Here is a 26,025-nt window from a genome sequence, read left to right on the forward strand (position 1 = left end):
GTAGCTTTTAGCTTTCTTGATTATTTGCCAAGAAGAACCAAGTATCGAGAACAGAATCAGGGTTCAAAGATACTGTGCTAATTCCCTGCTCCATCAACCAACGAGCTAGATCAGGGTGATCGGATGGGCCTTGGCCGCAAATACCGATGTACTTGCCCTGCTTCTTACATGCTGAAATAGCCATGGAAAGCAGCTTTTTAACCGCTTCATCTCGCTCATCGAATAGGTGCGCAATAACACCGGAATCACGATCCAAGCCCAGTGTTAACTGCGTTAGATCGTTAGAGCCAATAGAGAAGCCATCAAAGTGTTCTAGGAACTCATCAGCAAGTAATGCATTAGATGGAATCTCACACATCATGATTACACGTAAACCGTTCTGACCACGCTTAAGTCCATTAGCAGCAAGCAGATCAACAACCTGTTTCGCTTCACCCGGGGTACGTACAAACGGGATCATTACTTCAACGTTAGTAAGCTGCATCTCATCGCGTACACGCTTAAGAGCACGACATTCAAGTTCGAAGCAATCACGGAAGTTTTCAGAGATGTATCGTGCTGCACCACGGAAACCAAGCATTGGGTTCTCTTCACTTGGTTCAAACGCATCGCCACCGATTAGATGACCGTATTCGTTCGACTTAAAGTCAGACATACGTACGATCACTTTCTTAGGGTAGAAAGCAGCGGCCAATGTAGAAATACCTTCTACCAGACGATCAACATAGAAATCGACTGGGCTGTCGTAACCTGAAATACGGCGAGATATAGTCTGCTGCAGTGCGGGTGGCTGCTGATCGAAATTAATCAATGCTTTAGGGTGCACACCAATCATGCGGTTAATAATGAATTCTAGGCGCGCTAGCCCCACACCTGCATTTGGCAGTGCCTGAAAATCAAATGCACGATCAGGGTTGCCCACGTTCATCATGATTTCGAAAGGTAGATCAGGCATAGATTCTACACTGTTAGACTGGTGCTCATAATCCAGTTTTCCAGCATAAACTCGACCGGTATCACCCTCAGCACATGAAACAGTCACAACTTGACCATTAACAAACTGTTCCGTTGCATCCCCACATCCAACAATCGCAGGAATACCCAATTCACGGGCAATAATTGCAGCATGACAAGTACGACCACCGCGGTTTGTAACAATAGCTGCAGCGCGCTTCATAACAGGCTCCCAATCAGGGTCTGTCATATCTGTAACAAGCACTTCACCCGGCTGTACTTTCTCCATTTCATTAATGTCATGGACGATACGTACATTACCAGAGCCAATTCGATGACCTATAGAGCGGCCTTCAACAAGTACTTGGCTGGTTTCTTTTAGTAGGTAGCGCTCAATTACCGCTTGATTACTGCGGCTCTTAACAGTTTCAGGACGCGCCTGAACGACAAATAGTTCGCCCGTATCGCCATCTTTAGCCCACTCAATATCCATTGGGCGGCCATAGTGGTTTTCGATCTCAATGGCAATCTTCGCTAATTGCTGAACATCTTTATCATCGATGGAGAACTGCTGGCGCTCAGCCTGATCAACTTGAACAGTGGATACAGGATTGTCTGAACCCGGCTCAGAGTAGACCATCTTGATCGCTTTAGAACCGATCGTTTTACGAATAATTGCTGGTGCACCCATTTTTAGGGTTGGCTTATATACGTAAAACTCATCTGGGTTAACCGCGCCTTGTACAACGGTTTCACCTAAGCCGTATGCAGAAGTAATAAAAACTACGTGGTTAAAACCAGACTCTGTATCCAACGTAAACATTACACCGGAAGAGCCAGTTTCACTGCGAACCATGCGCTGTATACCGGCAGAAAGCGCTACTTCACTGTGCTCAAAACCATGGTGAACACGGTAAGAGATAGCACGATCGTTATAGAGAGATGCAAATACCTCTTTGATCGCGTGTTTAACATTGGCTAGACCTCGAACGTTTAAGAATGTTTCCTGCTGCCCGGCAAAAGAAGCATCCGGTAGGTCTTCAGCCGTTGCAGAAGAACGAACTGCCACAGCGATATCTTGATTTTCAGCAGACATATCAGCCCAGTACGCTTCGATCGCTTGATCAAGTTCTGGTTGAAACTCTGCTTCCATGATCCAATCACGTACCGTCTTACCGGTCTCTTTTAGTGCTTGGATATCATTAGTATCAAGCTCTTTAAGCTTGGCATTAATCTTATCTTCTAGACCGCCATGAGTTAGGAAGTCACGATAGGCATCAGCCGTAGTTGCAAAACCATTTGGCACTTTAACATTCGCGCCAGTAAGTTCTTGTAACATTTCGCCAAGAGAAGCGTTTTTACCGCCTACTCTTTCTACGTCATTCATTCCTACCTGATCTAGGCGCAGTACATAGTTCTGCAACTGTATATCTCCTACTCTGGTGTATAGTTATTACTTCTAATAATGGTGAGATCTTACTGCACTCAGCAGCAAAAATCCCCTGAAAAAAGCGCATATATGGTGGATTACTTTGATGATAATCAGACTATTGATGAAATCATGACCAATCGCTGAAATATGGCTGCCGATGATAGCCGCAACCCTGCTCTACATCTGGTATAGTCAGCCATATATTTTTGTTGCAGATTGTAAGTAAACAATGAAACGAACAGCTTTTTTTATTTCAGACGGAACAGGTCTAACCTCAGAAGCATTGGGGCATAGTTTGCTTGCTCAGTTTGATAGCATTGAATTTGAACAGATTACTCTTCCCTACATAGATGACGTTGAAAAGGCTCGCGAGGCCGTCCAGAAGATCAACCAAGTTGCCGAGCAACATGGCACTCGCCCTTTGATCTTTGATACGGTCGTAAATGAAGATATTCGTAATATCATTGCCGAATCGAATGCCTTTAAGATCGATGTCTTTTCAAGCTTCCTAAAACCTCTAGAAAACGAGCTTGATGCTCACTCCAATTATTCCGTAGGTAAATCCCACGGTATCGTTGAGCGTACTCGCTACAAAGACCGCATAGATTCAGTAAACTTTGCAATCGATAATGATGACGGTGCGCGTACACGCCAATACGCCAATGCGGATATCATCCTTGTAGGTGTATCCCGCTGCGGAAAGACACCAACGTGCCTTTATATGGCGATGCAATTTGGTATCCGTGCAGCAAACTACCCTCTGACCGAAGAAGATATGGAGTTTAATCGCCTTCCTGAAGTACTAGAGGAACATAAACATAAGCTTTACGGTCTGACAATTGATCCATTCCAGCTTTCTGCGATTCGTCATGAACGCCGTCCTAATAGCCGTTATGCTTCACTTGATCAGTGTGATTTCGAAGTACGTGAAGTTGAGCGACTGTTTAAGAAGCTAAATATTTCAACGATCAACACAACAAATTTCTCGATTGAAGAGATATCTACTCGAATCATGGCTCAAGCAGGCCTTGAACGACGAATGAACTAACAAAACAATAAAGGAGCCTTTCGGCTCCTTTTAATATAACAAAACAACCGCCGTTTTTACTCTGCTTCAGCCATTTTAGCTGCCATTTCCCTGTATTTTTCAGCTTGCTGTCCTTTACCTGGCATCGCCTCAAGTGCATCAGCCATTAGCTCATAAGCTTTAACTCTACCCTCGTACTGTGGGAATTCTCGATGCAGACCATTCAGTAATTTAATAGCTAATTTATACTTGCCAGCCTCATGGCATTTCTTAGCTATCTCATGCCTAGCTGCGGGATCTTTCAACTTGAAATTAGGGTCGTATTGATAAACGCGTTGGATCAAAACTGGAATTAATGATTCCCGATTAGACTGCTTTAGGCACTCAAGATAATTCGGGAAAAAGACACAAGTATCTTCAGAGTTTTGGATTGCGCAGAGATAATCAAAATAACGGTTAAAGATATCTAATTCTTTAGGGAACCGCTTTATACCCTCTTTAAATTCGTATGAAACATCCTCAAAGCGCCCCTCTTTCGTAAGCACTTCGACCTTGTCCATAAAATGCAGTTTGTCAGTACGGATCTGCATCTCATCTTCATCAAACCGGCTAGCAAAACCTAAAGCACGTTGCTTCTGGAACAATAGGTACCCCATGAGATGAAAAATCACGATTAGATAGTAATAAGAGGTAATGCTTTCCAATATGTTTGAAAAGAAATAGAAATCAGAAAAAAGCTGATTGAGCGTCGCAACCGATGCAATCATGATCAACAAAAAAGCAAGCAAAATGAGATAGGATCGACCTAATTTGCACACCAATTTAATCAACTCAATTGGGTTTATAGCAGCGCCGATACTTTCAAATCTTGCATAGTTGATAAAGACCGCTGGAAGTGAAAACAACCAAAATATGGCAAATGCCGTTGTAACAAAATCACCAAATGTTTTAGAAACCGCAAGCAGCATCAGGCCTATTGCCAAAAAGATGGCGATAATATGAATAATCATTTTAACGCCACCACTATAGGCTGCGGTTACTAATGGTGCTTTCGTACTGCCATCAGCCGTTTGCTGTAAACACATAAAGCTATATTTAGTGGTTACCCCGGCGACCAAAATAGAAAGAATAAAGCCAATCAATCCACCAATAAATGCACCTACAGCAGAGAAAATGGATGCTCCTAGAATAAGCATCAGTACTTGGGCATCCATGGGATAGCGAAATGCCTGATCAAGTCGACGCCAAAAAGGGTCGATATTTTCCCCTGCCCCCAAACTATCTAAACGCTCACCACAGCGGACACAACGAATGTCTTCATCAGACTCATCAACACAACTATCACACACACTAAGATGGCAAGCATTACAGTGATAGGTAGATGCTTTTAAAGGGTGGTATTTGCAATGATCCATATAAGCCCTAACCACTAATTAAATAAACCACGACGGCTTCTTTCATAGATCTCATCAGCAGCAGTTGCATAACGTTTACATTTTACCTCATGCTCCCGTTCACCGAATGCCACGGATAACTTCCTAGCTAAATGACTAAACTCCTCAGTTTTCATCCCACGGCTATAAAGCATGGTAAAAATCTCTTCAGAAGTTTTAAGGCTAGATAGCGTTGCCATTTTCCAAGCAAGTTGTAGAAGATCATCATTTTTGAGTTCTTCTTGAGCAAACGTACTGCAGTGCCATAGCTCTTCAATCTTATCAAGCTCTTCAGCAGTCGGCTTTTCGTAAGTTAAAAGCTGTAAGGCTACTGATCGATAATCATCGTTATGCTGAGCCTTTAGAATTTCATACTTCACGCGCCTCAGTTCAAAATCAGAACCGTACTTTTCTTCAAACTCATCAATGGCTGAAATAGCTGTTTTAAAGGAGAATTTACCTAACAGATGGTAGATCTTATCTCGCGCCTTAACGTCTTCTGCAAGGTCTTCCTTTTTTTCTAGGTATTCTTCATCCAAGACTTTTGGGGAAACCATAATTGTCGTAAATATCAGTAATGCACCAGCGATAAACCCACCCGTATGCGCCATAAAAGCGACGTTAGAGTCGGTCACAGTGGCAAACTGATAAAGCTCGTTGGCAATATAAAGTCCTAATACCCATAAGGCTGGCGCACGCATGAAGCCAACAAAGATGAAGAACCAATAGAAAAACTCTATCTTCCTAAAACGGAAAACACCTAAATACATTGCCATAACTGCAGAAATTGAGCCTGAGGCTCCAACTAAAGCACTTGGACTTTGCGAATTAACCAATAAGAAAAGTACCCCACCGGCGATTCCGCCAAGCAAATAAAAGAGCAAAAAGCGTAGATGGCCAATGGCAGCCTCAACTGCAAATCCAAAAATGACTAAGAAGAATATATTGCCTATCAGGTGAAAAAAATTGCCATGCAAAAACTGGTAGGTAACCAAATCAAGAGGCGAAAATGCTTTTGGTTTTAAACCATGACCAAAAATAGTGGTACTCGAAATGAGATCATATAACTCAGAACGATTGAGCCAATAATCACCACTACCCGGTTCATCAAAACGTACTTGATTATAGCGCAGGTATTCAAAGAAATTTAAGTCACTTAGCAAATAGTAACTTAACTCAAGCGTGTTCCCAGATCGATGCAGGTTCTGATATTCGACTATCTGCTTATCGGCTACCCCATCTTCTTTGAGGTAGTTAAGGTACATGTCCCATTCAGCATCGAAATACTGTAGTTCTGTGTAACGATTAAGTGCATCATTAATCATCTCTTCGTCTTTATCTTGAGCGAAGAAAAACACCAGCGCATTCAATATAACCAATAAAAACAGTACAAAAGGTGGTCTGCGCCAATCGAATTTTTTCTCAGTTGGGATTATGACCATAGTTTACGATTCCGTTCTCAACTGTTTGGTAATTTCCTTTGGATTAACAAAGGGTAACACATACAGAAGACGCTATAATTTTATGCGGTTTAGAGTAAATTTAGTTGAAAAGCTGCAAAAACCAATAAAACGACAAAAATCTTACAACCTTTCATGAAATCAATCTGTTAGGTTAAAATTTAAACAATCTAATTAAGATAATAAATTGTCCCTTGGAACTATAAGGTCATGTTGCACTTTTATTACAAAGCCAGCTTATGTGGTTCTGATTGCTATCTGACGAATTACTGTAACAATTAAATCTAAGTGCTTTATGCGTTACATTGCGAATCTGACTCAGAGATAATGGAGCTTTTAGATGTCACATCTATCCAAGTTTTCACACTTATTCCTGTTATTACTCTGCTTCTTTGCCAACCCGGTGGCCGCCAGTAACGAAATTGGTAAGGTGGTCCTAATTCAAGGAAAGCCTTTGGTTGAACGGCAGAATCAACATCTGTTTATCAAAAGGAATGATCCCCTATTTACAGAAGATGTTCTGATCACTCCTGTAGGTAGCAAGATCCTAATCAAACTTGCAGATAAAACCACTATATCTCTGGCCGAAAACACTCAATTTGAATTATCCAAATACCAATTTGATAAGAAAAAACAAACTTCAGATGTCAGTTTCAAAATGCTTAAAGGAGCATTCAGGACGCTGACAGGCAGTATAGGTAAACAAAAACAGCCTAAATTCGAGATACACACCCCTTTGGCAACTATTGGTGTCCGCGGCACAGAGTTCTGGGGAGGTATGATTTTTTCAGATGCGCTGGATGTAACCATGCTTGAGGGTAAAGGTGTATACATCAAAAACGAACATGGGCAGGTAGAGATCACCCGACCAGGTGATGGCACTATGGTTTCTAAAGGCATGAAGCCTTCGGAAGTGTCTATGTGGGCCAAGGAAAAGCTTAAGAAAGCAGCTGCTGCTACGGCACTTAAAGCACCACGGGAATTTGAAAGCCTATTACCGAATACGGATTATATAGATTAATACTATAAAGTATTTCAAAGATGGCTGTGTAGAAAAGAAGATTAAGCTTTCTAATTTCCTTCTCTAGGCAACATTTAACACATACACCTTTGTTCAAAATTAGCTCTAGAGCAGCAAAAATCGAATCAATTCAAAAAAGCAAAAGGTAAATGCATTAACCCGAATTGCCAACATCCCCGCCATCAGGTCGATGCAAGTTAGCTGACATAAAGCTACTTTATGAATGTGTTGAGCTAAGTAGGTATAGAGAAAAACATTGCACAACATCCAGTTACGATTTTTTCTGCACTACAGCTGTGGTAACACATCGTGTTCAATATCAAAGCTCTATGCAAGATAACTGCAGGGCAGCTCACAACAACTAGCTAAAACAAAACTGGAAACTCAGAAACCTCATAAAATACGAAAAATACTTAAAAGATATTTCATTGTAATTTAAATATTAAAGGTACAATCTATATACATTCGTAGATGAGAGATGGAGCTCTTGAGTTGTTGCTTCGATGTACTTGAATCGTTAAGTCAACATAGGATGGAACCATGAACAAGATACGACTCAGCGTAGCCATTGCGATGCTGTCTATTGCAGGCTGCAAAAGCACCCCAGTTAATGATGTTCAATCATTCGCAGATACTACTCAAACATCCCAGTCGCAAATCAATACTTTGATTAGTGAATACAACAACGCTGACGTTGAAGAAAAGCTCTTAGAGATTGCGTATAAAAATCAAAAGATCTCTACACTAGATCTAGACCAAGCTCAACAGAAGAAGTTAGGTAAAACAGAGCCCCTCTACACCTTAGTTGTTATGAATAATGCCTTGGGAGCTTATGTCAGATCGTTATCCGCACTGTCTACTGCAGGCAATCAAGAAAAGGTAGAGCTTGCTGTAGGCCAACTAAATAGCTCATTAATTAACCTAGATGCTAACTACCAAGCCTTAACGGATAAGGAGCCCCTGTTTTCAAAGGAGAAAAACAGCCAAATAGCCAGCATCGTCGCCTCAATACTTCAGGCTCGTGCAGAGAAACGTCGCAATGAGCATATCGAAAAAATTGTCACTGCTGCAAACCCCGAAATACAAATTATGATCGATAAAGCAATAGCGTTGATCAAAACAAGGAAATTTGAAGCAGCGATCAAAGACCATCGGAATGAACAATTACTCGTTGTAATAAATGATTACAACAATAGTAGAGGCCCCAGAAGCAGTAACGAAGAGCGAAAAGAAAAACTGGATCGCATTTATGAAATGTATTCAGAAAAAATCACAATCACTCAAGAAATTAAAACGGCCATTAAACAATTAGAGCTAATCAAAAAAGGACACTCCAAACTCCTTGATGTATTCAAGGATGAGGAAAACCAAGTCAAAGAGCTTCGAACAACCATTGCCTACTTAAAAGGAATAAATGATCGTCAGAGTGCCCTAGAAACACTTTATTCTAGTTGTGAGTCTCACATTGTTCTAGATAAAGGCCAGATCACTTGCAAAGACGATAATCACTAGACACGGAGAAGATAACAATGACAACGGTAAATGATGCGTTAATTGCTCTCACAGTAGAGGCAATCGAAGAGACTTACATTCTCCTTCAGCTAGAAACTAACGATGAACTTAAACCGGCGCTCTATGATCAATACCAATCCCTAAAAGACAAGAGGGATGAATTATTTGACGCAGAAGCACTAGAAGCTAGCGAACAACTAATGGCTGCAATAGTCGCACTTGCAGAACATACGAAGTCAGCTAGAGAAGCTACAGACGCAGTCAATAAAGACATCGATAGAATCAATAAAATCACTAATAAGATTAATAAAGGTGTGAAAGTGCTAGAGAAGTTAGTAAATGTATTAACTTGATTTAAGCTTTTATTAACATACAGGTTAAGCCGATTTAGCGTAACTAAATTGGCTTAATCTAAATCTGGCAGCGGCGGCAACAGAGCTTAAACAACGACAAAACGAAAGCGATGATTATCTAAACTATTAGCTTCAATAGAAACGTGTTAAATACAGCGCCCCTTAATACTAAAATAAAACTTACAATGAAGTGCAGGCTAGTTGTCTTGCAGAATTTATTTATACATCCCTTTACTATCAACAAGCCTCATAAACCTCTAAGTTTCAGTGATTACAGTGAGCAAGATTGCGATCTCTGCAACATAAATCCCCCCCAAATAAAAAGCCCATATCACAAAATGATATGGGCTTTAAAAGTTAATTAAAAAGTTTGATAGTCCTTATAGTTATTTTTTCTTACTGGTATGAATTACGATATTACCACCTGCTATGGAAGTCAGGCTATCGGTATCATCAGCTTCACCAATCAGGTTATCGTAAACAATTGCACCTGATGCTTTATCCCAAATTTTAATTCGGAACTGATCCACATCGATACTGTTATTGATTGCCGCATCTATGGCTGTGAGCATGAAGCCATAATCACCTTCGCCATTAATAGTGCCATCGCCCTTAAATTGAGCCCGCGAACCCGCTACGACTAGCCATTCATAAGACGCCGAATGGAAGTTTAGATCACCAGCCTTGAACTGGAACTGCGTTTGGCCGTCAGGTACAGACTTACCTTTTTTGTATCTGGCAACAAAGCCATATGAAGCCTTACCTACCATATTTGGATCAGCCACATATGCCCCTAATGGTGAATTGATGTAGCCACCACCCGTAACAAAGCCAGCACTTGGATCATACACAACGACGTACTGGTATGTTTGCTGAGCAGATGCACCATCATCGTCAGTCACTGTTACAGTGACAGTATAAACACCAGGTTCAGTGTAGACATGGGAACCTGCAGCAGTGTTATTTGCATTATCGACGGTGATAAATTCGTTAGGTGTGCCATCACCCCAATCTACTTCAGTTGTATGGGTATCAAGGAAACCATCATCATCAAATGACACATCTAAATTAACCGTGCTATTAACACTGACTAGAGGATCGACAGTTAATTGATTAATCATGGGCACAACATTAAAGACTGTTACATCATGAGTTTCTCCATCAGATCCACCGTCGGCATCATTCAATTCAACACTAACAGTGTAAAGACCATTATCACCATAGATATGAGAAAGACTAAAGGTCATTGCTGCTTCGTTAATTACTAATGGTTCTATTGTGCCATCTCCGTAATTAACAGTGCCGGACCAGCCTGTGGAGTTATCTGGATCCGAGAATGATCCACTCGCACTGAAATTTGAACCTTCATTAATTGAAGTAGCATCAGGAGAAACACTAACAACCGGTGGTACCAGTGGTGGAGCTGCCAATTCCCAATTTAGAGTTAGATCATAAAATTCAGGTGAGTCGCCTGCCTCGTTTGCAGCGAGCCTTACCTGAACTTGCGCATATCGGCCAATGACATTTGCTGGAGCCACCCCATTATTAACAGTTTGATATACTGCAGCCCCTAGGGCTTCTTCTGTGTTTGCTGATCTGATTTTAACCTCTACTGATGTTCCTTCTGGAAGAAGATCAGTCCAGGAAATTGCATCCCAAGTCGAATCGTCTTCACCACTATCATGAACGAAAGTCCATAAGCCTGATGGAAGTGTACTGTTACGAACTCCAATACCTGAAGCATCACTATAGGTATATGGCCCAGCCCCAACTGGGAATACACCTAGATGTGCACCTGTAGAGCCATCATATTTAGAAACATTGTTATTGTTAACATGAACGCCCCAAACATCGCCATTTGCATCTACAACAACACCTCGTAGATGACCAGTTCCAGCTTGTGCGGGACTTGACCATAGTAAGGTCCCATCTGGCTTGTACTTATACATACCACCATTTTGGTTACCAACTAATATATTGCCTTCACCATCAACGGAAATCCCTAGTGAAGAAATGCCAGTGTATCCCGTTGGTGTAGAAAAGGTATTGCTAGCAGGATTGAATTCTGAGAATGAATATCCATTCCTATTTGACAGGTAAATTTTGTCATTCCCAATAGAGATACCATAGGATTGATGATGACTTCGGGTAATTTGCGTACCTGTATTAGTATCAAGCTCACCTAACAGATTACTCAAACCTGCTGAATATAATTTACCGTTGCTATTTACAACACAGCCATATGGAGTAACGCCTACAGAGTAAGGACCTGCCAAAAGACTGCCATCAGCTGAGCTTAGCTTGTAATATCTTCTGTCATAATATGTACCTAACCAAAGGTTGCCATCATTGCCTATGCAAAGGCTACGACCTAACCTCCCAGGATCTCCAGCCTCTGCCACCCAAGCAATTCGCTCATCTGTAAGCTCGTTATTAGACAATCTGCCATCACCATTCAAGTCTACTAGTGGCATCATTTCATCTGGAGTAATACGGCAATCACCGTTTGCATCAGTCGATGTATCTAATTGGCCATCGCCATCTCGATCAATAAAACTGTCATTGAGAATTTTCATAACGAGAGGTCGTTTACCGTCAAAATGTCGGTTAGATACATAGACATTACCATCTGCGTCTACCGCTGTACGTGACGGAGCAGCACCTGCCCAAGGACTACCTCCCCCTACAAACCAAGTTTTATATCGAGCTGTTTCACAATTAGAGTCTGTATTGAGCTTAGATACTGAAGCCTCAGAGGCATTTGCTATCCACAACAATGGGAACGTTGTAGCGTTTTCATTAATTTGGAGTTGGTCAGCTATTACATCGTAATTTAGGCCATTCAATATCCCCTGACTAAAATCAGCATCCAAGGTATAGGTGGCTGACTCTATCGCTGATGCAACACTTGGTAGCAAACAAGCACTCATAGCTAACGGCAACAGCTTCATCTTAAAAGCAGTAATTTGTGAATTGTGATGTTTCATAATTCAATTCCTTTTTTATACGGTCATCAACCAAGCATCAGCGTCGAACATACTGAGGACTTTGTGCGGTAATAGAATCTTCAGTTAATTGGGTTAAATCCCCGCCATCCGGGTTTATGTTGAACAAAAGCGTCTTTCGACCTTTGTAGCCAACAAAAGTGATTTTTTTCCCTTCTGAATCCCACCTTGGTTGTGATGAGTCCATTGCTTTAGGACCAACAGATAACATGGCTGATCCATCAGCCTGAACAGTGAACACCTCTCTATCGGATTTACCGTACGGTATACCTACAAACGTGATCCGCTTACCATCAGGCGACCAATTAGTCCCTGAAACTTTGATATCACCTTCGTATAGTATTTTTTCAACCGGATTTAACTCGCTTCCGGAAAATTCGTATCTGCGTAGAGAAAACTTCTTATTTCGTTTGGTTGTAAACGCTAAGTATTTCCCGTCCGGTGACCAGGCCAGAGAGCCGTCGTTAAACTTCTTACCTGCTGATAGCTGTACAGTTTTTTTAGTGTGTAGATCCATTACAGAAATGTTTTTGGAGCGTCCATTAATACGAACAAAACTGAGATAACGACCATCAGGTGAAAACAGCGGCTGTACGTCTGTATTCTTGTCCGTCATTGGTTCTACGGCACCTGTGTTTATATCTACAGCCAAAATAGATGAACTATCTGGTTTGTCTGTTACGAAAACGACTTTATCGCTTTCTGGAGACCAAACAGGAGACATATCCAATCCAGGGTTACTAAAAAGTAGCCTAGGTTGTCGTTTCTCAACATTCATTACATAGATGTCGGGATTACCGTTTTCTAACAAGGTAAACGCAAGCCATTTACCATCAGGTGAGACAACCGGTTCCATTGCATCCCCTGCCGTTGATGTCATACGAAGATGCTTACCTTCAGAAGTAAGTTTAAACACTTCTTTATCTCCATCCCTTTCTGACACATAAATCAACGAATTAGATGCGAATACCTGCAATGGCATAGAGACGGCCAGTACCAAGAGTGGTGTAGACTTCTTAATAAAATTCCACTTATTCATAATGCCCCCTCAACTACTCTATAACGACTAAAATCGCAGGAAAGGCTGCATTTTCAGGGTTAGCTTGAGAAGTTGCATCGATGTTGTACTCACCTGCCACATCAGCAATCAGCACAAGAGTAACCTCGCCATTGGCGTTAGCTACCTTTGCTTCTGTGTGATTGTTACCATCAGGGTAGGTAATTGTGACCGAAACTGTTTCATCTGGGCTGAACCCCCCAGCAGTGACATCAACCTCTTCTCCTAGTCCAACACCCGATGGAACTGTCACCCAAGCTTGGCCATAGGAAGCTGCGGACAAAACAATCAATATAAGCCCGCAACATGCTTTGAATATCTTATTCATGAGACATATCCTCACTATCAATATTTAAATTCAATAAGTAAAAAAACAGATTGCGAGGAACAGAAAATGGAGGGTTTTGACTTAGTTAAGTAAACACATAAGGATTGCTTACTAATATAGTCAGCACTCTTTGTTTAAACTAACTCTCAGCTTGGGACTTGTTTGTTACTACACAAGCTACTTACAGCGACTGTTAGAGCGTTATTTTATATTCCTAATCCTTTGGCATCCCTATAGAACCAAGGAAAAAACGCAATCAACTGTGAGGTACTGGCATAGCCAGATCTTCAGACGTGACAATTTCCAGTTTGTGTATGTTTCGATTGTCCATATCCAGGCTCGACCTCAAGCCTTAATATAAAATTAGCAGTCGTTAATCTAGATGCAACTTCGAATATCTACAAAACTAAGTTTTTTTAATTTTACTTATTAATATATTACTTATTTAAACACTAACTGTTTGATTAACTTGATACTTTAGGGAAGTACTTCAAAAACAAATCGGACTAGCAATTGGTCTAGTATAGATAGTTTTAATATACCCTATTTCACTTCAATCTCTATCCAGTACATCTACCACTTGATAAATATAAAAATGGATTCGACCACTCCAGTAATCGTTAGGTAAACCAGCTTTTAACTTCAACTGTTGAAGGAATTTTTTTGCTGTAGGCAATTGCTGCCAAACGGAAGGTAGAAAGGTTGCTCGATGTCTTCCTTCTTCTATTATTACTCCATCAATTCCCGGCCTTAAGCAACTAATAAGTTCTTCCTCATTTGATACTCTCAATTCTACTGGGGGCGTTAAAACAGAGATATGAATTGAAAGGGAATCAAATTCACTTACGGGAACAGGTTCAAAACGAGAATCGTAAAAGGCTGCGTTAACTGCATTGCTCTGTAGATCTTTAAGTAAAGACCGTCGTGCTTCTAATGTTCCGATACAACCTCGTAGCTGGCCATTGATAGATAAAGTTACAAATGTTGCAGTTGGCTTATTAAGCCATGACAGTTTTGAAATTGAATCATAATCTATGGGCTCATTTTTTGAAGGTAATTCCAGCTTTGATGCAATTGAATCTTGAACAATTTCAATCATTAACTTTTGCTGTTCATAACTAAATTCAATAGATGGCATAAGCTCCGTACCCTACGACACGAGCCTTATCCCCCGCGCTGTCTCCAGAGTTACTGCTTTGCAATAGATGTGGTTTTAAGTGAGTGGAAGCTAATGCCCATAACAAACCATTAAGGCCCATGTATCCGCAAGCTTCATCACCTGTGATATCAGTATCACCATCAATAATGCGTTTATTGGTGTTTTCATCAATTAACTTAGCTTGAACGTAAGAATGGTAATGACTCAAGTCCGTACTGATAACGGTGAGTACCTCTGAATCTTGTAATGCAGGCATGATTATCTTACCGACTTCACTTGCCGTTGCATTTCCAACGACAACAGGAATTAAATCTGCTTGAATATCGATTTGTTGAATAAAAGGCAACTGAACTTCAAGACTGTGTTCTTGTGTATGTGCAAGGTCGTTGTAACTAACAAAGCCTTTATCAACTAATTCGCTGACTCTATCCGCAGCGATAGCGATGTTACCAAGTGGAGTATTGAATTGATCAGCCAAAGGAACCGCCATACCTTGAAATGCCACTCGATGGCTTGGCCCGATTAATAAAATGTACTTAAACGGTGAATCATGAGGGATACAACTATAAGCTGCGGCTGCGACACTTCCTGAATAAATATATCCAGCATGAGGGACTATTAGAGCCCTTAAGTTCGGGACCACTTCTCTCTGCTCTTTCCGTAATAAAGTATCTACTTCTCTTGCCAATTCTCTAGCATCATCTGGGTAAAACAAACCGGACACGGCTGGCTGACGAGTATTCATAAGCTTCTCCGTGGTATATCCCATTTAACAAGAGCGCATGAAGGTTGTTTGATTGCTAACTTTCACGGGCCGTCCTACTCTTCAAGTATAGAAATAAGTTACGAAAGTTTTAAAAACATCACCGATTAATTACCCAAATAGGAACCCAGTATGAGTGTCATTGAAGTGGGGTTCTGGCATGAACTTGATCAAAACAAAATTCAATGTGATCTATGCCCACGTTTTTGCAAGTTATCAGACGGACAACGTGGTCTCTGTTTTGTGCGTGGTAATGAAGGTGGTCGGATGTATCTGTACACGTACGGACGCTCAAGCGGCTTTTGTATAGATCCCATAGAGAAAAAACCACTAAATCATTACCTACCGGGTACTCCCGTATTATCTTTCGGTACAGCCGGCTGTAACCTCACCTGTAAATTCTGTCAAAACTGGGACATGAGCAAAGCCCGTGAAATGGATAAGCTTGCCGATGCAGCCAACCCTGAAAAATTAGCAAAATACTGCCAGAATCACCTATGCCGCTCTATCGCCTTTACCTACAACGATCCTGTTATCTTCCTTGAATACGCTGAAGACGTTGCTATCGCGTGCCATGAATATCAAATTAACGCTATCGCAGTCAGCGCAGGTTATATTACCGATATAGCTCGCCCTCGTTTTTTTAAGCACATGGATGCTGCAAATATTGATTTAAAAGCATTCTCAGAACGTTTTTACAAAAAGATATGTGGCGCTAGCCTCACTCCCGTTCTAGATACTCTTCTCTACCTTCATAACGAAACCTCAGTTTGGTTTGAGATAACTACACTGCTAATTCCTGACGAAAATGACAGTGATGAAGAGATCGATGCAATGACGCAATGGATTTACGACAACCTTGGTCCCTGCGTCCCATTGCATTTCTCTGCTTTTCACCCTGATTGGAAAATGTTGGATAAGCCTCGAACTCCTTCATCTACGTTGACCCGCGCCAGAAAAATCGCAATGCAAAACGGGCTGAGGTACGTTTATACGGGTAATGTTCATGATACTACCGGCAGCTCAACCTACTGCCACAATTGTGGACTGCGTTTGATTGAACGCGATTGGTATCAACTAGGAGAGTGGAATCTTAAATCAGGCTACTGTGTTGGCTGTGGCGAACCTTTACCTGGTAGATTTGAAGACAGTCATGGTAATTGGGGAGCTCATCGACAACCACTGTATTTATCTGGGAAGTAACTAGGCTATAGAAACGAAAAAACGACTTAGGATTAACTAAATCGGTTTTCTCTATGTTTGGTAGCGGGGGCTGGATTGATTGGCTATTGCCACCTTTCAGGCTGCGTACTGCGTGCTAGATGGTAATGACTTCATCATTTCTGAACCAACGACCTTCGCCCGGGGTTATAAGACCTGAGCCCGGCGCGCTACCAAGCTTCTCCATACAAATTACATACCCTATAAACGAAAAAACCGACTTAGAATTAACTAAATCGGTTTTCTCTATGTTTGGTAGCGGGGGCTGGATTTGAACCAACGACCTTCGGGTTATGAGCCCGACGAGCTACCAAGCTGCTCCACCCCGCATCAATGTGGTGCGAATAGTATAGACCGGCTCAACCTTTAGCAAGCACTATTTCACGCAGATGCAAAATTAATTACAAAACAGCCCTTTTCTGTTTATTAAACATACAGTTAAGGCATTTTTTGATCATCTCAAACAGTTTTCATCTATTTAAACTGGATACCTGCTAATAAACCGCTATTATTGCCTCACTTTGTATGGGATTAATCATTGCGCAAAACGCAACAGAGCAAACCATATATATCATTTTACGCGATACCCTTTTTCTTTTAGAGTAGCGCTATAACAAACATGTCGGTTTACCGACTTTATATTTATTACGGAATGTAGAAATGTCTAAGAACTATTTCAACACGCTTCCACTGCGTGAGCAGCTAGAACAGCTGGGTAAATGTCGTTTTATGTCTATGGACGAGTTCAGCGATGGCGTTGAAGCTCTTAAAGGCAAAAAACTAGTTGTTATCGGTTGTGGTGCACAGGGCCTAAACCAGGGTCTTAACCTGCGTGACAGTGGTCTAGACGTTTCTTACGCTCTACGTCCAGCTGCAATCGCAGAAAAGCGTCAGTCTTGGAAAAACGCTACTGAGAACGGTTTCGTTGTTGGTACTTATGAAGACCTAATTCCAACTGCTGATGTAGTTCTTAACCTTACTCCAGATAAGCAGCACACACCTGTTGTTGAAGCTGTAATGCCACTAATGAAAGAAGGCGCTTGCCTATCTTACTCTCACGGTTTCAACATCGTTGAAGAAGGCATGCAGATCCGTGACGACCTAACAGTAATCATGGTTGCTCCTAAGTGCCCTGGTTCTGAAGTACGTGCTGAATACGTTCGTGGTTTCGGTGTACCAACGCTTATCGCTGTACACGAAGACAACGACCCTAAAGGCGAAGGTCTTGCACTAGCTAAAGCTTACGCTGTAGGTACTGGCGGTCACAAAGCAGGCGTTCTAATGTCTTCTTTCATCGCTGAAGTTAAGTCTGACCTTATGGGTGAGCAGACTATCCTTTGCGGTATGCTACAGACGGGTTCTATCCTTTGCTTCGACAAAATGGTTGAAGAAGGCATCGACGCTGGTTACGCATCTAAGCTTATCCAGTTCGGTTGGGAAACAATTACTGAAGCGCTTAAATACGGCGGCGTGACTAACATGCTAGACCGTCTATCTAACCCAGCTAAGATCAAAGCATTCGATCTTTCTGAAGAGCTAAAAGTTATCATGCGTCCGCTTTACAACAAGCACCAAGATGACATCATCGACGGTACTTTCTCTCGCGTGATGATGGAAGACTGGGCGAACGACGACAAGAATCTTCTTGGCTGGCGTGCAGAAACTGCTGAGACTAACTACGAGAAGACTCCAGCAGGCGACGTAGAGATCTCTGAGCAAGAGTTCTTCGACAACGGTATCCTAATGGTTGCAATGGTTAAAGCGGGTGTTGAACTAGCATTCGAAACTATGACTGCTGCAGGCATCATCGCTGAATCTGCTTACTACGAGTCTCTACACGAAACTCCGCTGATTGCTAACACAATCGCACGTAAGAAGCTTTACGAAATGAACGCAACTATCTCTGATACTGCAGAGTACGGCTGCTACCTATACAACCACGCTTGCCTACCACTACTAGGCGACTTCATGAAAGGCATCAAAACTGATGTTATCGGTAAAGGTCTAGACCTTGCTGATACTGGCGTTGATAACGCTCGTCTAATCGAAGTTAACGAAGCACTACGCTCTCACCCAGTTGAAGCGATCGGTAAAGTGCTACGTGGCCACATGGCTGACATGAAGAAGATCGTATAATTATCTGATATTTATACATTTTCTTTCTTGTAAGAAAATTAAAGCCAAGGCTTTGCCTTGGCTTTTTTTTAGCTAAATTTAAGCCTTTTCCGTAACAGATCCCTATAAAACCCAATCGATAGATCCGCATATTAGAGACTATGAACAGCATTAAGATTGAGAATTACACGGCAGAATTTGGTGAGTCTTTCACGCTCAACAACATCAATTGGACAATTGAACCCAACCAACATTGGGTGATTACTGGCACCAACGGTTCCGGTAAGTCTGCCCTATCTGCAATCTTGGCCGGTGCAGGCGATAAAGTCAGTGGGACTATCTCGGGCCTACCAAAACATGTTGAACTTGTTTCTTTTGAAGCTCAGGCAGAACTGATTGCCCGAGAGCTTAAGAAAGACGATGCCGATATCATGGATGTTATTAGTGAAGGCACTCCGGTAAGAGAAATTCTGGAAGAAGGTAAAGCGATCTACCCAGAATTTGATGCTGAACTACTCGATCAACTTGTTAGCATGTTCAAACTAGAACATATGCTTGATCGTAGCTTCAGAAAGCTCTCAACAGGTGAAACGCGTAAGATCATGCTAATTCGCGCCCTAGCGAATAATCCAGACCTTATCATCCTAGATGAACCTTTCGATGGTCTAGACGCTGACTCTATGAAGCTGTTGCACGATCTGCTAGCAAGCAAGATCGATTCAATGGGTATGATTCTGGTATTAAACCGTTTTGATGAAATGCCGGACTTCATCACCCATGTTGCTTATACCGACAAAGGTGAGCTTCATCACACAGTTGATATTAACGACAAGCAAGCCTACGACGACCTGTATCAACTGTTACACCTTAAAACGACCGATCTATCTGTGCCACCTACAGATGAATCCGATCGTCCACCAGCACTGAATCCAGAAGATCCGTTGGTGCGTTTAACGGATATTAAAATTGCCTACGCAGATTCAAAAGTTATTGATGGCCTTAACTGGACCATAAAGCCGGGTCAACACTGGCAACTAAGCGGCCCTAACGGCAGTGGTAAAACCTGCCTGCTTAACCTAATTACCGGCGACCACCCGCAATGCTATACCAACGATATCTTTGTATTCGGTATGCAACGCGGCAACGGTGAAACTATCTGGCAGATCAAGCAATATATCGGCTATGTATCTACCGCGCTTCAGTGGGAATACCGTGTAAGCATTAGCCTTAGAAATGTGATTATCTCTGGCTTCCACGACAGTATCGGCATGTACACAAAGAGTACCGATAAGCAGAAAGAAGTTGCAGACCAGTGGTTAGCCCTACTGGGTATGGAAGATCGCGCCAACGAGCCATACAACCAGCTATCTTTTGGTGATCAACGTTTGTTGTTGATTGCTCGCGCAATGGTTAAGCACCCTACTTTATTAATCCTCGACGAGCCTTGCTTAGGCCTAGACGATATCAACCGTCAGCTCGTACTCGCGCTAATTGAGAAGATCTGTGCCAGTGGAGACACAACGGTTCTATATGTTAACCACCACGCAGAAGACCAGATCAGTGGCATTAAAGAGTTTAAGCAGCTAGAAAAGCTAACCGCTGAATAAATTCTCTAAGGCATAGTATTACTACAGTACCGTTCACTTAAGGTTTTCCTAACTGTATTTTGGGTAGGAGCTCAGCCCTCTGAGCGAGAAAATCGGCCACAGGGTGGCCTCCTACATTTTTCTGCCAGCTTAATTGAAAAACATTGCTAGTATTCACTAGGCCCTTTTCATTTCAGATCCACTCTAATATCGTCTAAAAAATTTCATATAAAACCCGCAAAAAAAGATTGTCTCTTGATTAAAACAGGAGTCAAATTGCACTCATGTACCACAAGGCAAATGCCTTTATTGAGGATCAAATGAGTGACAATCGAAAAGAATATCTGCGGCGCTGAAGAATGGTGCAAGTTTCCTCAACTTGCCGTTCCTGCAATCAAAGCCAGAGTCGACTCTGGTGCCAAAACATCTGCAATTCATGCTTTAAATATCCAACAATTTCAAAGAGATGGGGTTGCTTGGGTCAGATTTGATGTATGTCCATTACAGGACAATCGCAAAACAGTAGTTCATTGCGAAGCCCCTGTATTTGATCGCCGCAGTGTGAAAAGCTCTAGCGGCACATCAGAAAAGCGCTATGTAATCAAAACAAGCTTAGCTATTGGCGATCAAAGCTGGGATGTTGAACTTACCCTAACCAATCGAGATGCGATGGGCTATCGCATGCTATTAGGCCGTGAAGCGATGTCGGGTAAGTTGATTGTAGATCCAGAAGAATCTTTTTGTTTAGGTGATATTGCAGATGATGAGTTGAAAGAACTCTATCTAAGCAAAAAAACACCTAAAAAAGGCATGAAAATCGGTGTATTAGCCAGCAACCCTAACCTCTACAGTAATCGTAGGATTATGGAAGCAGGTGAAGAGCGCGGTCACGAGATGGTGTTCCTGAATATCAAGCACTGCTACATGAAGATGGATGCTGAAAATCCAGAGGTTCATTATCGTGGCGGCAAGGTACTAAACGATCTTGATGCAATTATCCCACGGATTCGCCCAAGCATGACCTTCTATGGCTGTGCACTGACACGTCAATTTGAATCTATGGGTGTGTATTGTCTAAATACCGCTGGGGCTATTACTCAATCTCGCGATAAGTTGCATTCTCTACAACTCCTCTTCGAGAGCAAGATTGATATTCCGATCACGGGCTTTGCTAACTCACCGCTCGAAACGGATGATCTGATCAACATGGTTGGTGGCGCACCACTGATCATTAAGTTGCTTGAAGGTACTCAAGGCAAAGGCGTTGTACTCGCTGAAACCAAGAAAGCCGCAGAGAGTGTTATTAATGCATTCAAGAGCCTTAAGGCCGACATTCTCGTTCAGGAGTTCATAAAAGAAGCCAACGGCAAAGATATCCGCTGCTTTGTAGTGGATGGAAAAGTAGTGGCTTCAATTCAGCGTGAAGCTGAACCTGGCGAATTCAGAGCGAATATCCATCAGGGTGGTACAGCGAGCCTTATCGTTCCAACATCAGATGAGAAGAAGATCGCTATTAAAGCAGCTAAGGCTATGGGCCTCAAAGTAGCTGGCGTAGATATCATTCGTTCAGCGAAAGGTCCTTTACTGTTAGAGGTAAACTCTTCTCCGGGCTTGGAAGGCATAGAAGGCGCAACCGGTAAAGACGTTGCTGGCCTGATGATTCAAGCTATAGAGAAAAAGCTAAAGTGGGTTGTTAAAGTATAGCGTTCTCCAAATTTTCAACTCATAAACCCGTTCCCATACTTTTGGGAATGGGTTTTCTGATCATGCACTAAATTCTCCTGCCCTTTTCAAATCCATAAATCCATTCTCTGACTACTATTAAGTTATTAGCCTACAAAAATCTTAAGCTAATGGGAGTCAGCAAATTAGATGGATCAAATTTGGCTATTCCTCATAGTTGCGACAGCCATTGTTATAGTCTTCGACTTCACCAATGGATTTCACGACGCATCGAATATGATCGCATCGGTGATCGCTTCGCATGCAATGACACCTCTACAAGCTATTTTAGTTATAGGCACATTCACCTTTTTGGGGCCTATGCTTGGTGGTACAGCAGTCGCAAACACCATTGGTAAATTTGTCACTTTAGATGATCTCCCAAGCAACCTATCTCTATCATTAGTTATCTGCGGTTTATTAGCTGCAACCACGTGGAATCTATTTACTTGGTATAGAGGTCTACCCTCGTCCTCTTCACATGCGTTAGTCGGTGGCTTAGTTGGGGCTGTTGTCGTATCAGCGGGACCTGAACATGTGCTTTGGGGTTTTTCACAATTGGCTCAAGGGCAGATCACTGGCGTTACTAAGGTGCTGCTAGCACTGTTTATCTCCCCTTTAGCGGGATTTTGGATAGGCTTTTTACTGCAACGAATCACGCTGTATCTATTACGAGCAGCCAGCCCTTTGATCAATCGTGAATTAAGGGGCGCGCAATGGTTCACTACCGCCGGGTTAGCCTTCTCTCACGGCGCTAATGATGCCCAAAAAAGTATGGGTGTATTAACTCTATGCTTACTAATGAGCGGTGAGATCAGCGAATTTGTAGTGCCATTTTGGGTCATCCTAGTTTGTGCCATCTCTATTACATTAGGCACGCTATTGGGCGGCTGGCGAATCGTTAGAACCCTAGCCTTCTCAATCTACAAAATTAGGCCCCTACATGCCTTTAACTCTCAAGCCTCATCTGCAGGCGTTATATTTTTAGCCTCCATGATTGGCGCGCCAGTATCGACCACCCATGTAGTTTCCTCATCTATTATGGGTATAGGCGCGGCAGAAAGAGCTAAAGCCGTGAGATGGACAAAGGCTAAAGAGATCGGCATCACTTGGCTAATCACCATACCTGGTGCTGGCATTGTCTCCATTATTAGTTATGGCGTGCTGAGCCTTACTACGCTTGCTTAGATATTGAAAAGGGTTGGATATGAGCGATCAGAGTAAACAAAACCTCTTTCGTAAACTCCTTAATAGGATTGTCCCTACACCACCTGACTTTTTCTTACTCCTAACCGAGCAATGTACATTGGTAACGGTAACGATTCGAAACCTCTATCAATATATGAAAAGTCCCAATCCATATCTCGCAGAAGTATTAGCAGCAGATGAGCATCAAGCAGACGCACTTAAAATTCGTAATTTGCACCAGTTGAACCGATCGTTTTCCACCCCAATAGACCGCGAAGATATCTACCGTGCTATAGCTGCGTTAGATTGGATAATCACACATTGTAAAAGCACCATAAATGAGATGCTCGATCTAGGCGTTGAGCCCGACGAACAGATGGTCAGGATTCTTGAAGAGCTTTTAACGGGTTGCGAAGCCTTAGAGAGAGGCTTTGGTGGATTATCAACCTATCCTGCTGGCAGTGAGAAAGATGCACAAATTGCCCGGCATGCTCATAGACGTATAGAAAGACTGTATAGACACAGTTTAAAAGAGCTCTTCCAAGGCGAAGTCACCACAGAGATACTTTGCAAACGAGAGATCTATCATCATTTGATGGATGGATCTCGAAGATTACATGCTGCTGCAAACGTCCTTCACGATATTATGGTCAAACTAGTCTAAAAACACGCGATAAATTCTCAATTCTATAGCCACTCTACCCAAGCAAAAGATCAATTTTGTACAAAAACCGTTAGCCCGTTTGCGCTAGAATGTAGCCATGAGCAAAAAAGAGATCGCTAACTACCATATAGAAGATGAACTAGGCGGATTAGAGATGCTAGAAGCGTCCTATGAGCGCCAGAATTTTTCTAGGCATAGCCATGAGGGTTATACGGTAGGCGTGATTGAGGAAGGTGCTCAGCGCTTCCTAAGAAATGGTGCAAACCACGTAGCGCCACAGGACAGTATCATCCTAGTTAATCATGACGAAGTCCACGATGGCCACTCCGCTACTGAAGGTGGCTGGTCTTATAAAGCGATCTACCCTTTACCTGATCAATTAGCCAATATCGCTAAGGAAGCGGGCCTGAATATCAGCGGCTCAGTCTATTTCTCAGATCCTGTTGTTAAAGACCCTGAGCTTGCAGGCTTGTTTCGCTTAGCCCTATATCACCTGCAACACTCTGATAATCGCCTGCTACGCGAGACACTGTTATACAACGCATTACTCAAGTTGATGCAGCGTCATGGTAAATGCAGCACAGAGATACCTGAACAGGCCGATGCCAAATCGCGAGTCGCTTTGGTAAAAAACTATCTCGATGATCACCCACAAGCTGATGTGTCTCTAGAAGATCTAGCCAAACTTGCGGGCATCAGTGCTTTTCATCTAGTGCGACAGTTTCAGAAGTTCTACGGACTTCCTCCTCATGCTTATCAAATACAATCCCGTGTACGGCTAAGTAAGCGCTTTATTACTCAAGGCGATACACTATTGGATGCCGCCTTAAAAGCAGGCTTTCACGATCAAAGCCATCTTAACCGTCATTTCAAACGCACTATCGGTGTAACGCCGGGTCAATATGCTCGCCAGATAAGAAGCTAACATCACAAACACGCAGCAATCCCGTACAAGACTCACAACCACTGAATATTTATCTTTATCGCTCAACATAAGAAAGAGCGTGAAAGTGAATAGTCAGGTAAAAATTCCATTAAACTCTAAGCAGTCCTTCCTTAAAGGCACGCTAGCGATGTTGCCCCTTATTGTCGCTGTGCTGCCTTGGGGCATATTAGTCGGCGCATACGGGATCGAATCAGGTCTAACCGCTTGGCAAACTCAGGCCATGTCACTGTTTGTATTTGCGGGCACTTCACAGTTGGTTGCTATAGGTATGCTACAAGCCGGCGCTTCTATGCTCAGTATACTCGTCACCACATTGCTGATTACCTCACGACATCTGCTGTATAGCATGGCAATGCGACAGCATATCCAGGCACTACCTCTTAAATGGCGCAGTTCACTCGGCTTCCTGTTAACGGACGAACTGTTCGTAAATGGCACTCAAGATAACGGTATATTTAATCGTTGGTATGCATTGGGTGGCGGCTTAAGTTTCTATATCGCGTGGAATGTTGCGACGCTGCTAGGAATCCTTGCAGGCGCAGCTTTGCCCAATCTAACTACCCTTGGATTGGACTTCGCGGTTGTCGCTACATTTATCGCCATACTCATCCCGATGATTAAAAACCTCTCATATCTGGTCTGTGTAGGTGTATCTCTGGTGGTATCGGTGTACTGCGAAGCTCATGAGATTCAAGCAGGCTTATTGATCTCAATTATATTAGGGATGCTAAGTGGCTATTTCTTTAAATGCGCAGCGGAGAGATCGAAATGAATGATTGGCTATTGTTCGGGCTTATGGCGATCATTGTATTCGCTAGTCGCTATCTTTTTTTAGAACCCCGCTTACCGCTTAAGTTAAATGATAAAGCGCTAGAACTGCTTAGCTATTCGGCCCCTGCCGTACTAGCAGCCGTGATAGGCCCATTGGTATTCTTACAGGAAGGAAAGCTAACAACGAGCTTGGACAGCCCATATATTATCGGCGCACTAGCTGCCATCGTGTTGATGCTTTTAACTAAAAACACCTTGATGACAGCCGTACTGAGTATGGGTGTGTTCTTCGTCTGTAATCTATAGGG

The 26,025-nt window shown here is 42.4% G+C and carries 21 protein-coding genes, 1 tRNA gene and 1 pseudogene; 14 read left to right on the top strand and 9 right to left on the bottom strand.

What is annotated here, in order from left to right; all coding sequences use genetic code 11:
• Positions 1 to 7: 7 nt before the first annotated feature.
• Positions 8 to 2,377, bottom strand: coding sequence for a phosphoenolpyruvate synthase (gene ppsA / locus ACMXYX_RS08460; protein WP_415898201.1), 2,370 nt, complete (start codon positions 2,375 to 2,377; stop codon positions 8 to 10).
• 238 nt (positions 2,378 to 2,615) lie between these two features.
• Here ppsA and ACMXYX_RS08465 point away from each other — a divergent pair, with 238 nt between their 5' ends.
• The gene (locus ACMXYX_RS08465) at positions 2,616 to 3,434 is read left to right on the top strand and encodes a pyruvate, water dikinase regulatory protein (RefSeq protein ID WP_415881266.1); all 819 of its coding nucleotides are present in this window, start codon (positions 2,616 to 2,618) and stop codon (positions 3,432 to 3,434) included.
• A 56-nt stretch (positions 3,435 to 3,490) separates the two neighbouring features.
• On the opposite strand, the gene ACMXYX_RS08470 is transcribed toward ACMXYX_RS08465, so the two are convergent.
• Positions 3,491 to 4,828: a hypothetical protein gene (locus tag ACMXYX_RS08470; protein ID WP_415898200.1), complete on the bottom strand. Its 1,338-nt coding sequence runs from the start codon at positions 4,826 to 4,828 to the stop codon at positions 3,491 to 3,493.
• Between the two features lie 14 nt (positions 4,829 to 4,842).
• Complete coding sequence (locus tag ACMXYX_RS08475; protein WP_415898199.1) at positions 4,843 to 6,288, bottom strand: rhomboid family intramembrane serine protease; 1,446 nt, start codon at positions 6,286 to 6,288, stop codon at positions 4,843 to 4,845.
• 358 nt (positions 6,289 to 6,646) lie between these two features.
• On the opposite strand from ACMXYX_RS08475, the gene ACMXYX_RS08480 reads away from it, so the two are divergent.
• The 3 genes from ACMXYX_RS08480 to ACMXYX_RS08490 all read left to right on the top strand — a co-directional run bounded on the left by ACMXYX_RS08480 (position 6,647) and on the right by ACMXYX_RS08490 (position 9,192).
• Complete coding sequence (locus ACMXYX_RS08480) at positions 6,647 to 7,327, top strand: FecR domain-containing protein (RefSeq protein ID WP_415898198.1); 681 nt, start codon at positions 6,647 to 6,649, stop codon at positions 7,325 to 7,327.
• A gap of 540 nt (positions 7,328 to 7,867) precedes the next feature.
• A complete protein-coding gene (locus ACMXYX_RS08485) occupies positions 7,868 to 8,839 on the top strand; it encodes a hypothetical protein (protein ID WP_415905903.1) in 972 nt (323 codons plus the stop codon).
• A 17-nt stretch (positions 8,840 to 8,856) separates the two neighbouring features.
• Positions 8,857 to 9,192 carry a hypothetical protein gene (locus ACMXYX_RS08490; protein WP_415898196.1) on the top strand — a complete coding sequence of 112 codons (336 nt, stop codon included), beginning with the start codon at positions 8,857 to 8,859 and terminating at the stop codon, positions 9,190 to 9,192.
• Positions 9,193 to 9,578: 386 nt separating this feature from the next.
• Here ACMXYX_RS08490 and ACMXYX_RS08495 read toward each other — a convergent pair whose 3' ends face one another.
• The 5 genes from ACMXYX_RS08495 to amrB form a co-directional block, all read right to left on the bottom strand.
• Complete coding sequence (locus ACMXYX_RS08495; RefSeq protein ID WP_415905904.1) at positions 9,579 to 12,179, bottom strand: PKD domain-containing protein; 2,601 nt, start codon at positions 12,177 to 12,179, stop codon at positions 9,579 to 9,581.
• 37 nt (positions 12,180 to 12,216) lie between these two features.
• Complete coding sequence (locus ACMXYX_RS08500; protein ID WP_415898194.1) at positions 12,217 to 13,236, bottom strand: hypothetical protein; 1,020 nt, start codon at positions 13,234 to 13,236, stop codon at positions 12,217 to 12,219.
• 13 nt (positions 13,237 to 13,249) lie between these two features.
• Complete coding sequence (locus ACMXYX_RS08505) at positions 13,250 to 13,582, bottom strand: hypothetical protein (protein WP_415891486.1); 333 nt, start codon at positions 13,580 to 13,582, stop codon at positions 13,250 to 13,252.
• Between the two features lie 553 nt (positions 13,583 to 14,135).
• The gene (gene amrA, locus ACMXYX_RS08510; RefSeq protein ID WP_415898193.1) at positions 14,136 to 14,720 is read right to left on the bottom strand and encodes an AmmeMemoRadiSam system protein A; all 585 of its coding nucleotides are present in this window, start codon (positions 14,718 to 14,720) and stop codon (positions 14,136 to 14,138) included.
• Positions 14,707 to 15,486, bottom strand: coding sequence for an AmmeMemoRadiSam system protein B (gene amrB, locus ACMXYX_RS08515; protein ID WP_415898192.1), 780 nt, complete (start codon positions 15,484 to 15,486; stop codon positions 14,707 to 14,709). Before amrB ends, amrA begins: the two co-directional genes overlap by 14 nt.
• Positions 15,487 to 15,636: 150 nt before the next feature.
• Between amrB and amrS the strand changes: the two genes are divergently transcribed.
• Positions 15,637 to 16,707: an AmmeMemoRadiSam system radical SAM enzyme gene (gene amrS / locus ACMXYX_RS08520; protein WP_415898191.1), complete on the top strand. Its 1,071-nt coding sequence runs from the start codon at positions 15,637 to 15,639 to the stop codon at positions 16,705 to 16,707.
• 271 nt (positions 16,708 to 16,978) lie between these two features.
• On the opposite strand, the gene ACMXYX_RS08525 is transcribed toward amrS, so the two are convergent.
• Positions 16,979 to 17,055, bottom strand: a tRNA-Met gene (locus ACMXYX_RS08525).
• 330 nt (positions 17,056 to 17,385) lie between these two features.
• On the opposite strand from ACMXYX_RS08525, the gene ilvC reads away from it, so the two are divergent.
• From ilvC to ACMXYX_RS08570, 9 genes and pseudogenes are all read left to right on the top strand, one after another.
• Positions 17,386 to 18,861 carry a ketol-acid reductoisomerase gene (gene ilvC / locus ACMXYX_RS08530; RefSeq protein WP_415898190.1) on the top strand — a complete coding sequence of 492 codons (1,476 nt, stop codon included), beginning with the start codon at positions 17,386 to 17,388 and terminating at the stop codon, positions 18,859 to 18,861.
• A gap of 140 nt (positions 18,862 to 19,001) precedes the next feature.
• Positions 19,002 to 20,447 carry a molybdate ABC transporter ATP-binding protein ModF gene (modF, locus tag ACMXYX_RS08535; RefSeq protein ID WP_415898189.1) on the top strand — a complete coding sequence of 482 codons (1,446 nt, stop codon included), beginning with the start codon at positions 19,002 to 19,004 and terminating at the stop codon, positions 20,445 to 20,447.
• 303 nt (positions 20,448 to 20,750) lie between these two features.
• Positions 20,751 to 21,107, top strand: a pseudogene (locus ACMXYX_RS08540) (ATP-dependent zinc protease); the annotation flags it as partial.
• Positions 21,108 to 21,236: 129 nt separating this feature from the next.
• Positions 21,237 to 22,130, top strand: coding sequence for a 30S ribosomal protein S6--L-glutamate ligase (rimK, locus tag ACMXYX_RS08545; RefSeq protein WP_415898243.1), 894 nt, complete (start codon positions 21,237 to 21,239; stop codon positions 22,128 to 22,130).
• Between the two features lie 168 nt (positions 22,131 to 22,298).
• The gene (locus ACMXYX_RS08550; RefSeq protein WP_415905905.1) at positions 22,299 to 23,336 is read left to right on the top strand and encodes an inorganic phosphate transporter; all 1,038 of its coding nucleotides are present in this window, start codon (positions 22,299 to 22,301) and stop codon (positions 23,334 to 23,336) included.
• A gap of 19 nt (positions 23,337 to 23,355) precedes the next feature.
• Complete coding sequence (locus ACMXYX_RS08555; protein WP_415905906.1) at positions 23,356 to 24,000, top strand: DUF47 domain-containing protein; 645 nt, start codon at positions 23,356 to 23,358, stop codon at positions 23,998 to 24,000.
• 97 nt (positions 24,001 to 24,097) lie between these two features.
• Entirely contained in the window at positions 24,098 to 24,925 is an 828-nt protein-coding gene (locus ACMXYX_RS08560) for an AraC family ligand binding domain-containing protein (RefSeq protein WP_415905907.1), read from the top strand.
• An 85-nt stretch (positions 24,926 to 25,010) separates the two neighbouring features.
• Positions 25,011 to 25,718: an AzlC family ABC transporter permease gene (locus ACMXYX_RS08565; protein ID WP_415905908.1), complete on the top strand. Its 708-nt coding sequence runs from the start codon at positions 25,011 to 25,013 to the stop codon at positions 25,716 to 25,718.
• Entirely contained in the window at positions 25,715 to 26,023 is a 309-nt protein-coding gene (locus ACMXYX_RS08570) for an AzlD domain-containing protein (protein ID WP_415905909.1), read from the top strand. Before ACMXYX_RS08565 ends, ACMXYX_RS08570 begins: the two co-directional genes overlap by 4 nt.
• The last annotated feature ends 2 nt before the right edge of the window (positions 26,024 to 26,025 follow it).

Origin of the sequence: Neptuniibacter sp. QD72_48 (genome assembly GCF_047778065.1) — a bacterium.
GTDB lineage: Bacteria > Pseudomonadota > Gammaproteobacteria > Pseudomonadales > Balneatricaceae > Neptuniibacter.

Coding starts and splice junctions, on each gene's coding strand:
- modF (WP_415898189.1), top strand. CDS start 19,002: ATGAACAGCATTAAGATTGAGAATTACACGGCAGAATTTGGTGAGTCT.
- amrS (WP_415898191.1), top strand. CDS start 15,637: ATGAGTGTCATTGAAGTGGGGTTCTGGCATGAACTTGATCAAAACAAA.
- ACMXYX_RS08560 (WP_415905907.1), top strand. CDS start 24,098: ATGAGCAAAAAAGAGATCGCTAACTACCATATAGAAGATGAACTAGGC.
- ACMXYX_RS08500 (WP_415898194.1), bottom strand. CDS start 13,236: ATGAATAAGTGGAATTTTATTAAGAAGTCTACACCACTCTTGGTACTG.
- ACMXYX_RS08495 (WP_415905904.1), bottom strand. CDS start 12,179: ATGAAACATCACAATTCACAAATTACTGCTTTTAAGATGAAGCTGTTG.
- ilvC (WP_415898190.1), top strand. CDS start 17,386: ATGTCTAAGAACTATTTCAACACGCTTCCACTGCGTGAGCAGCTAGAA.
- ACMXYX_RS08490 (WP_415898196.1), top strand. CDS start 8,857: ATGACAACGGTAAATGATGCGTTAATTGCTCTCACAGTAGAGGCAATC.
- amrA (WP_415898193.1), bottom strand. CDS start 14,720: ATGCCATCTATTGAATTTAGTTATGAACAGCAAAAGTTAATGATTGAA.
- ACMXYX_RS08465 (WP_415881266.1), top strand. CDS start 2,616: ATGAAACGAACAGCTTTTTTTATTTCAGACGGAACAGGTCTAACCTCA.
- ACMXYX_RS08570 (WP_415905909.1), top strand. CDS start 25,715: ATGAATGATTGGCTATTGTTCGGGCTTATGGCGATCATTGTATTCGCT.
- ACMXYX_RS08550 (WP_415905905.1), top strand. CDS start 22,299: ATGGATCAAATTTGGCTATTCCTCATAGTTGCGACAGCCATTGTTATA.
- ACMXYX_RS08505 (WP_415891486.1), bottom strand. CDS start 13,582: ATGAATAAGATATTCAAAGCATGTTGCGGGCTTATATTGATTGTTTTG.
- ACMXYX_RS08475 (WP_415898199.1), bottom strand. CDS start 6,288: ATGGTCATAATCCCAACTGAGAAAAAATTCGATTGGCGCAGACCACCT.
- ACMXYX_RS08485 (WP_415905903.1), top strand. CDS start 7,868: ATGAACAAGATACGACTCAGCGTAGCCATTGCGATGCTGTCTATTGCA.
- amrB (WP_415898192.1), bottom strand. CDS start 15,486: ATGAATACTCGTCAGCCAGCCGTGTCCGGTTTGTTTTACCCAGATGAT.
- ACMXYX_RS08470 (WP_415898200.1), bottom strand. CDS start 4,828: ATGGATCATTGCAAATACCACCCTTTAAAAGCATCTACCTATCACTGT.
- ACMXYX_RS08480 (WP_415898198.1), top strand. CDS start 6,647: ATGTCACATCTATCCAAGTTTTCACACTTATTCCTGTTATTACTCTGC.
- ACMXYX_RS08555 (WP_415905906.1), top strand. CDS start 23,356: ATGAGCGATCAGAGTAAACAAAACCTCTTTCGTAAACTCCTTAATAGG.
- rimK (WP_415898243.1), top strand. CDS start 21,237: ATGAAAATCGGTGTATTAGCCAGCAACCCTAACCTCTACAGTAATCGT.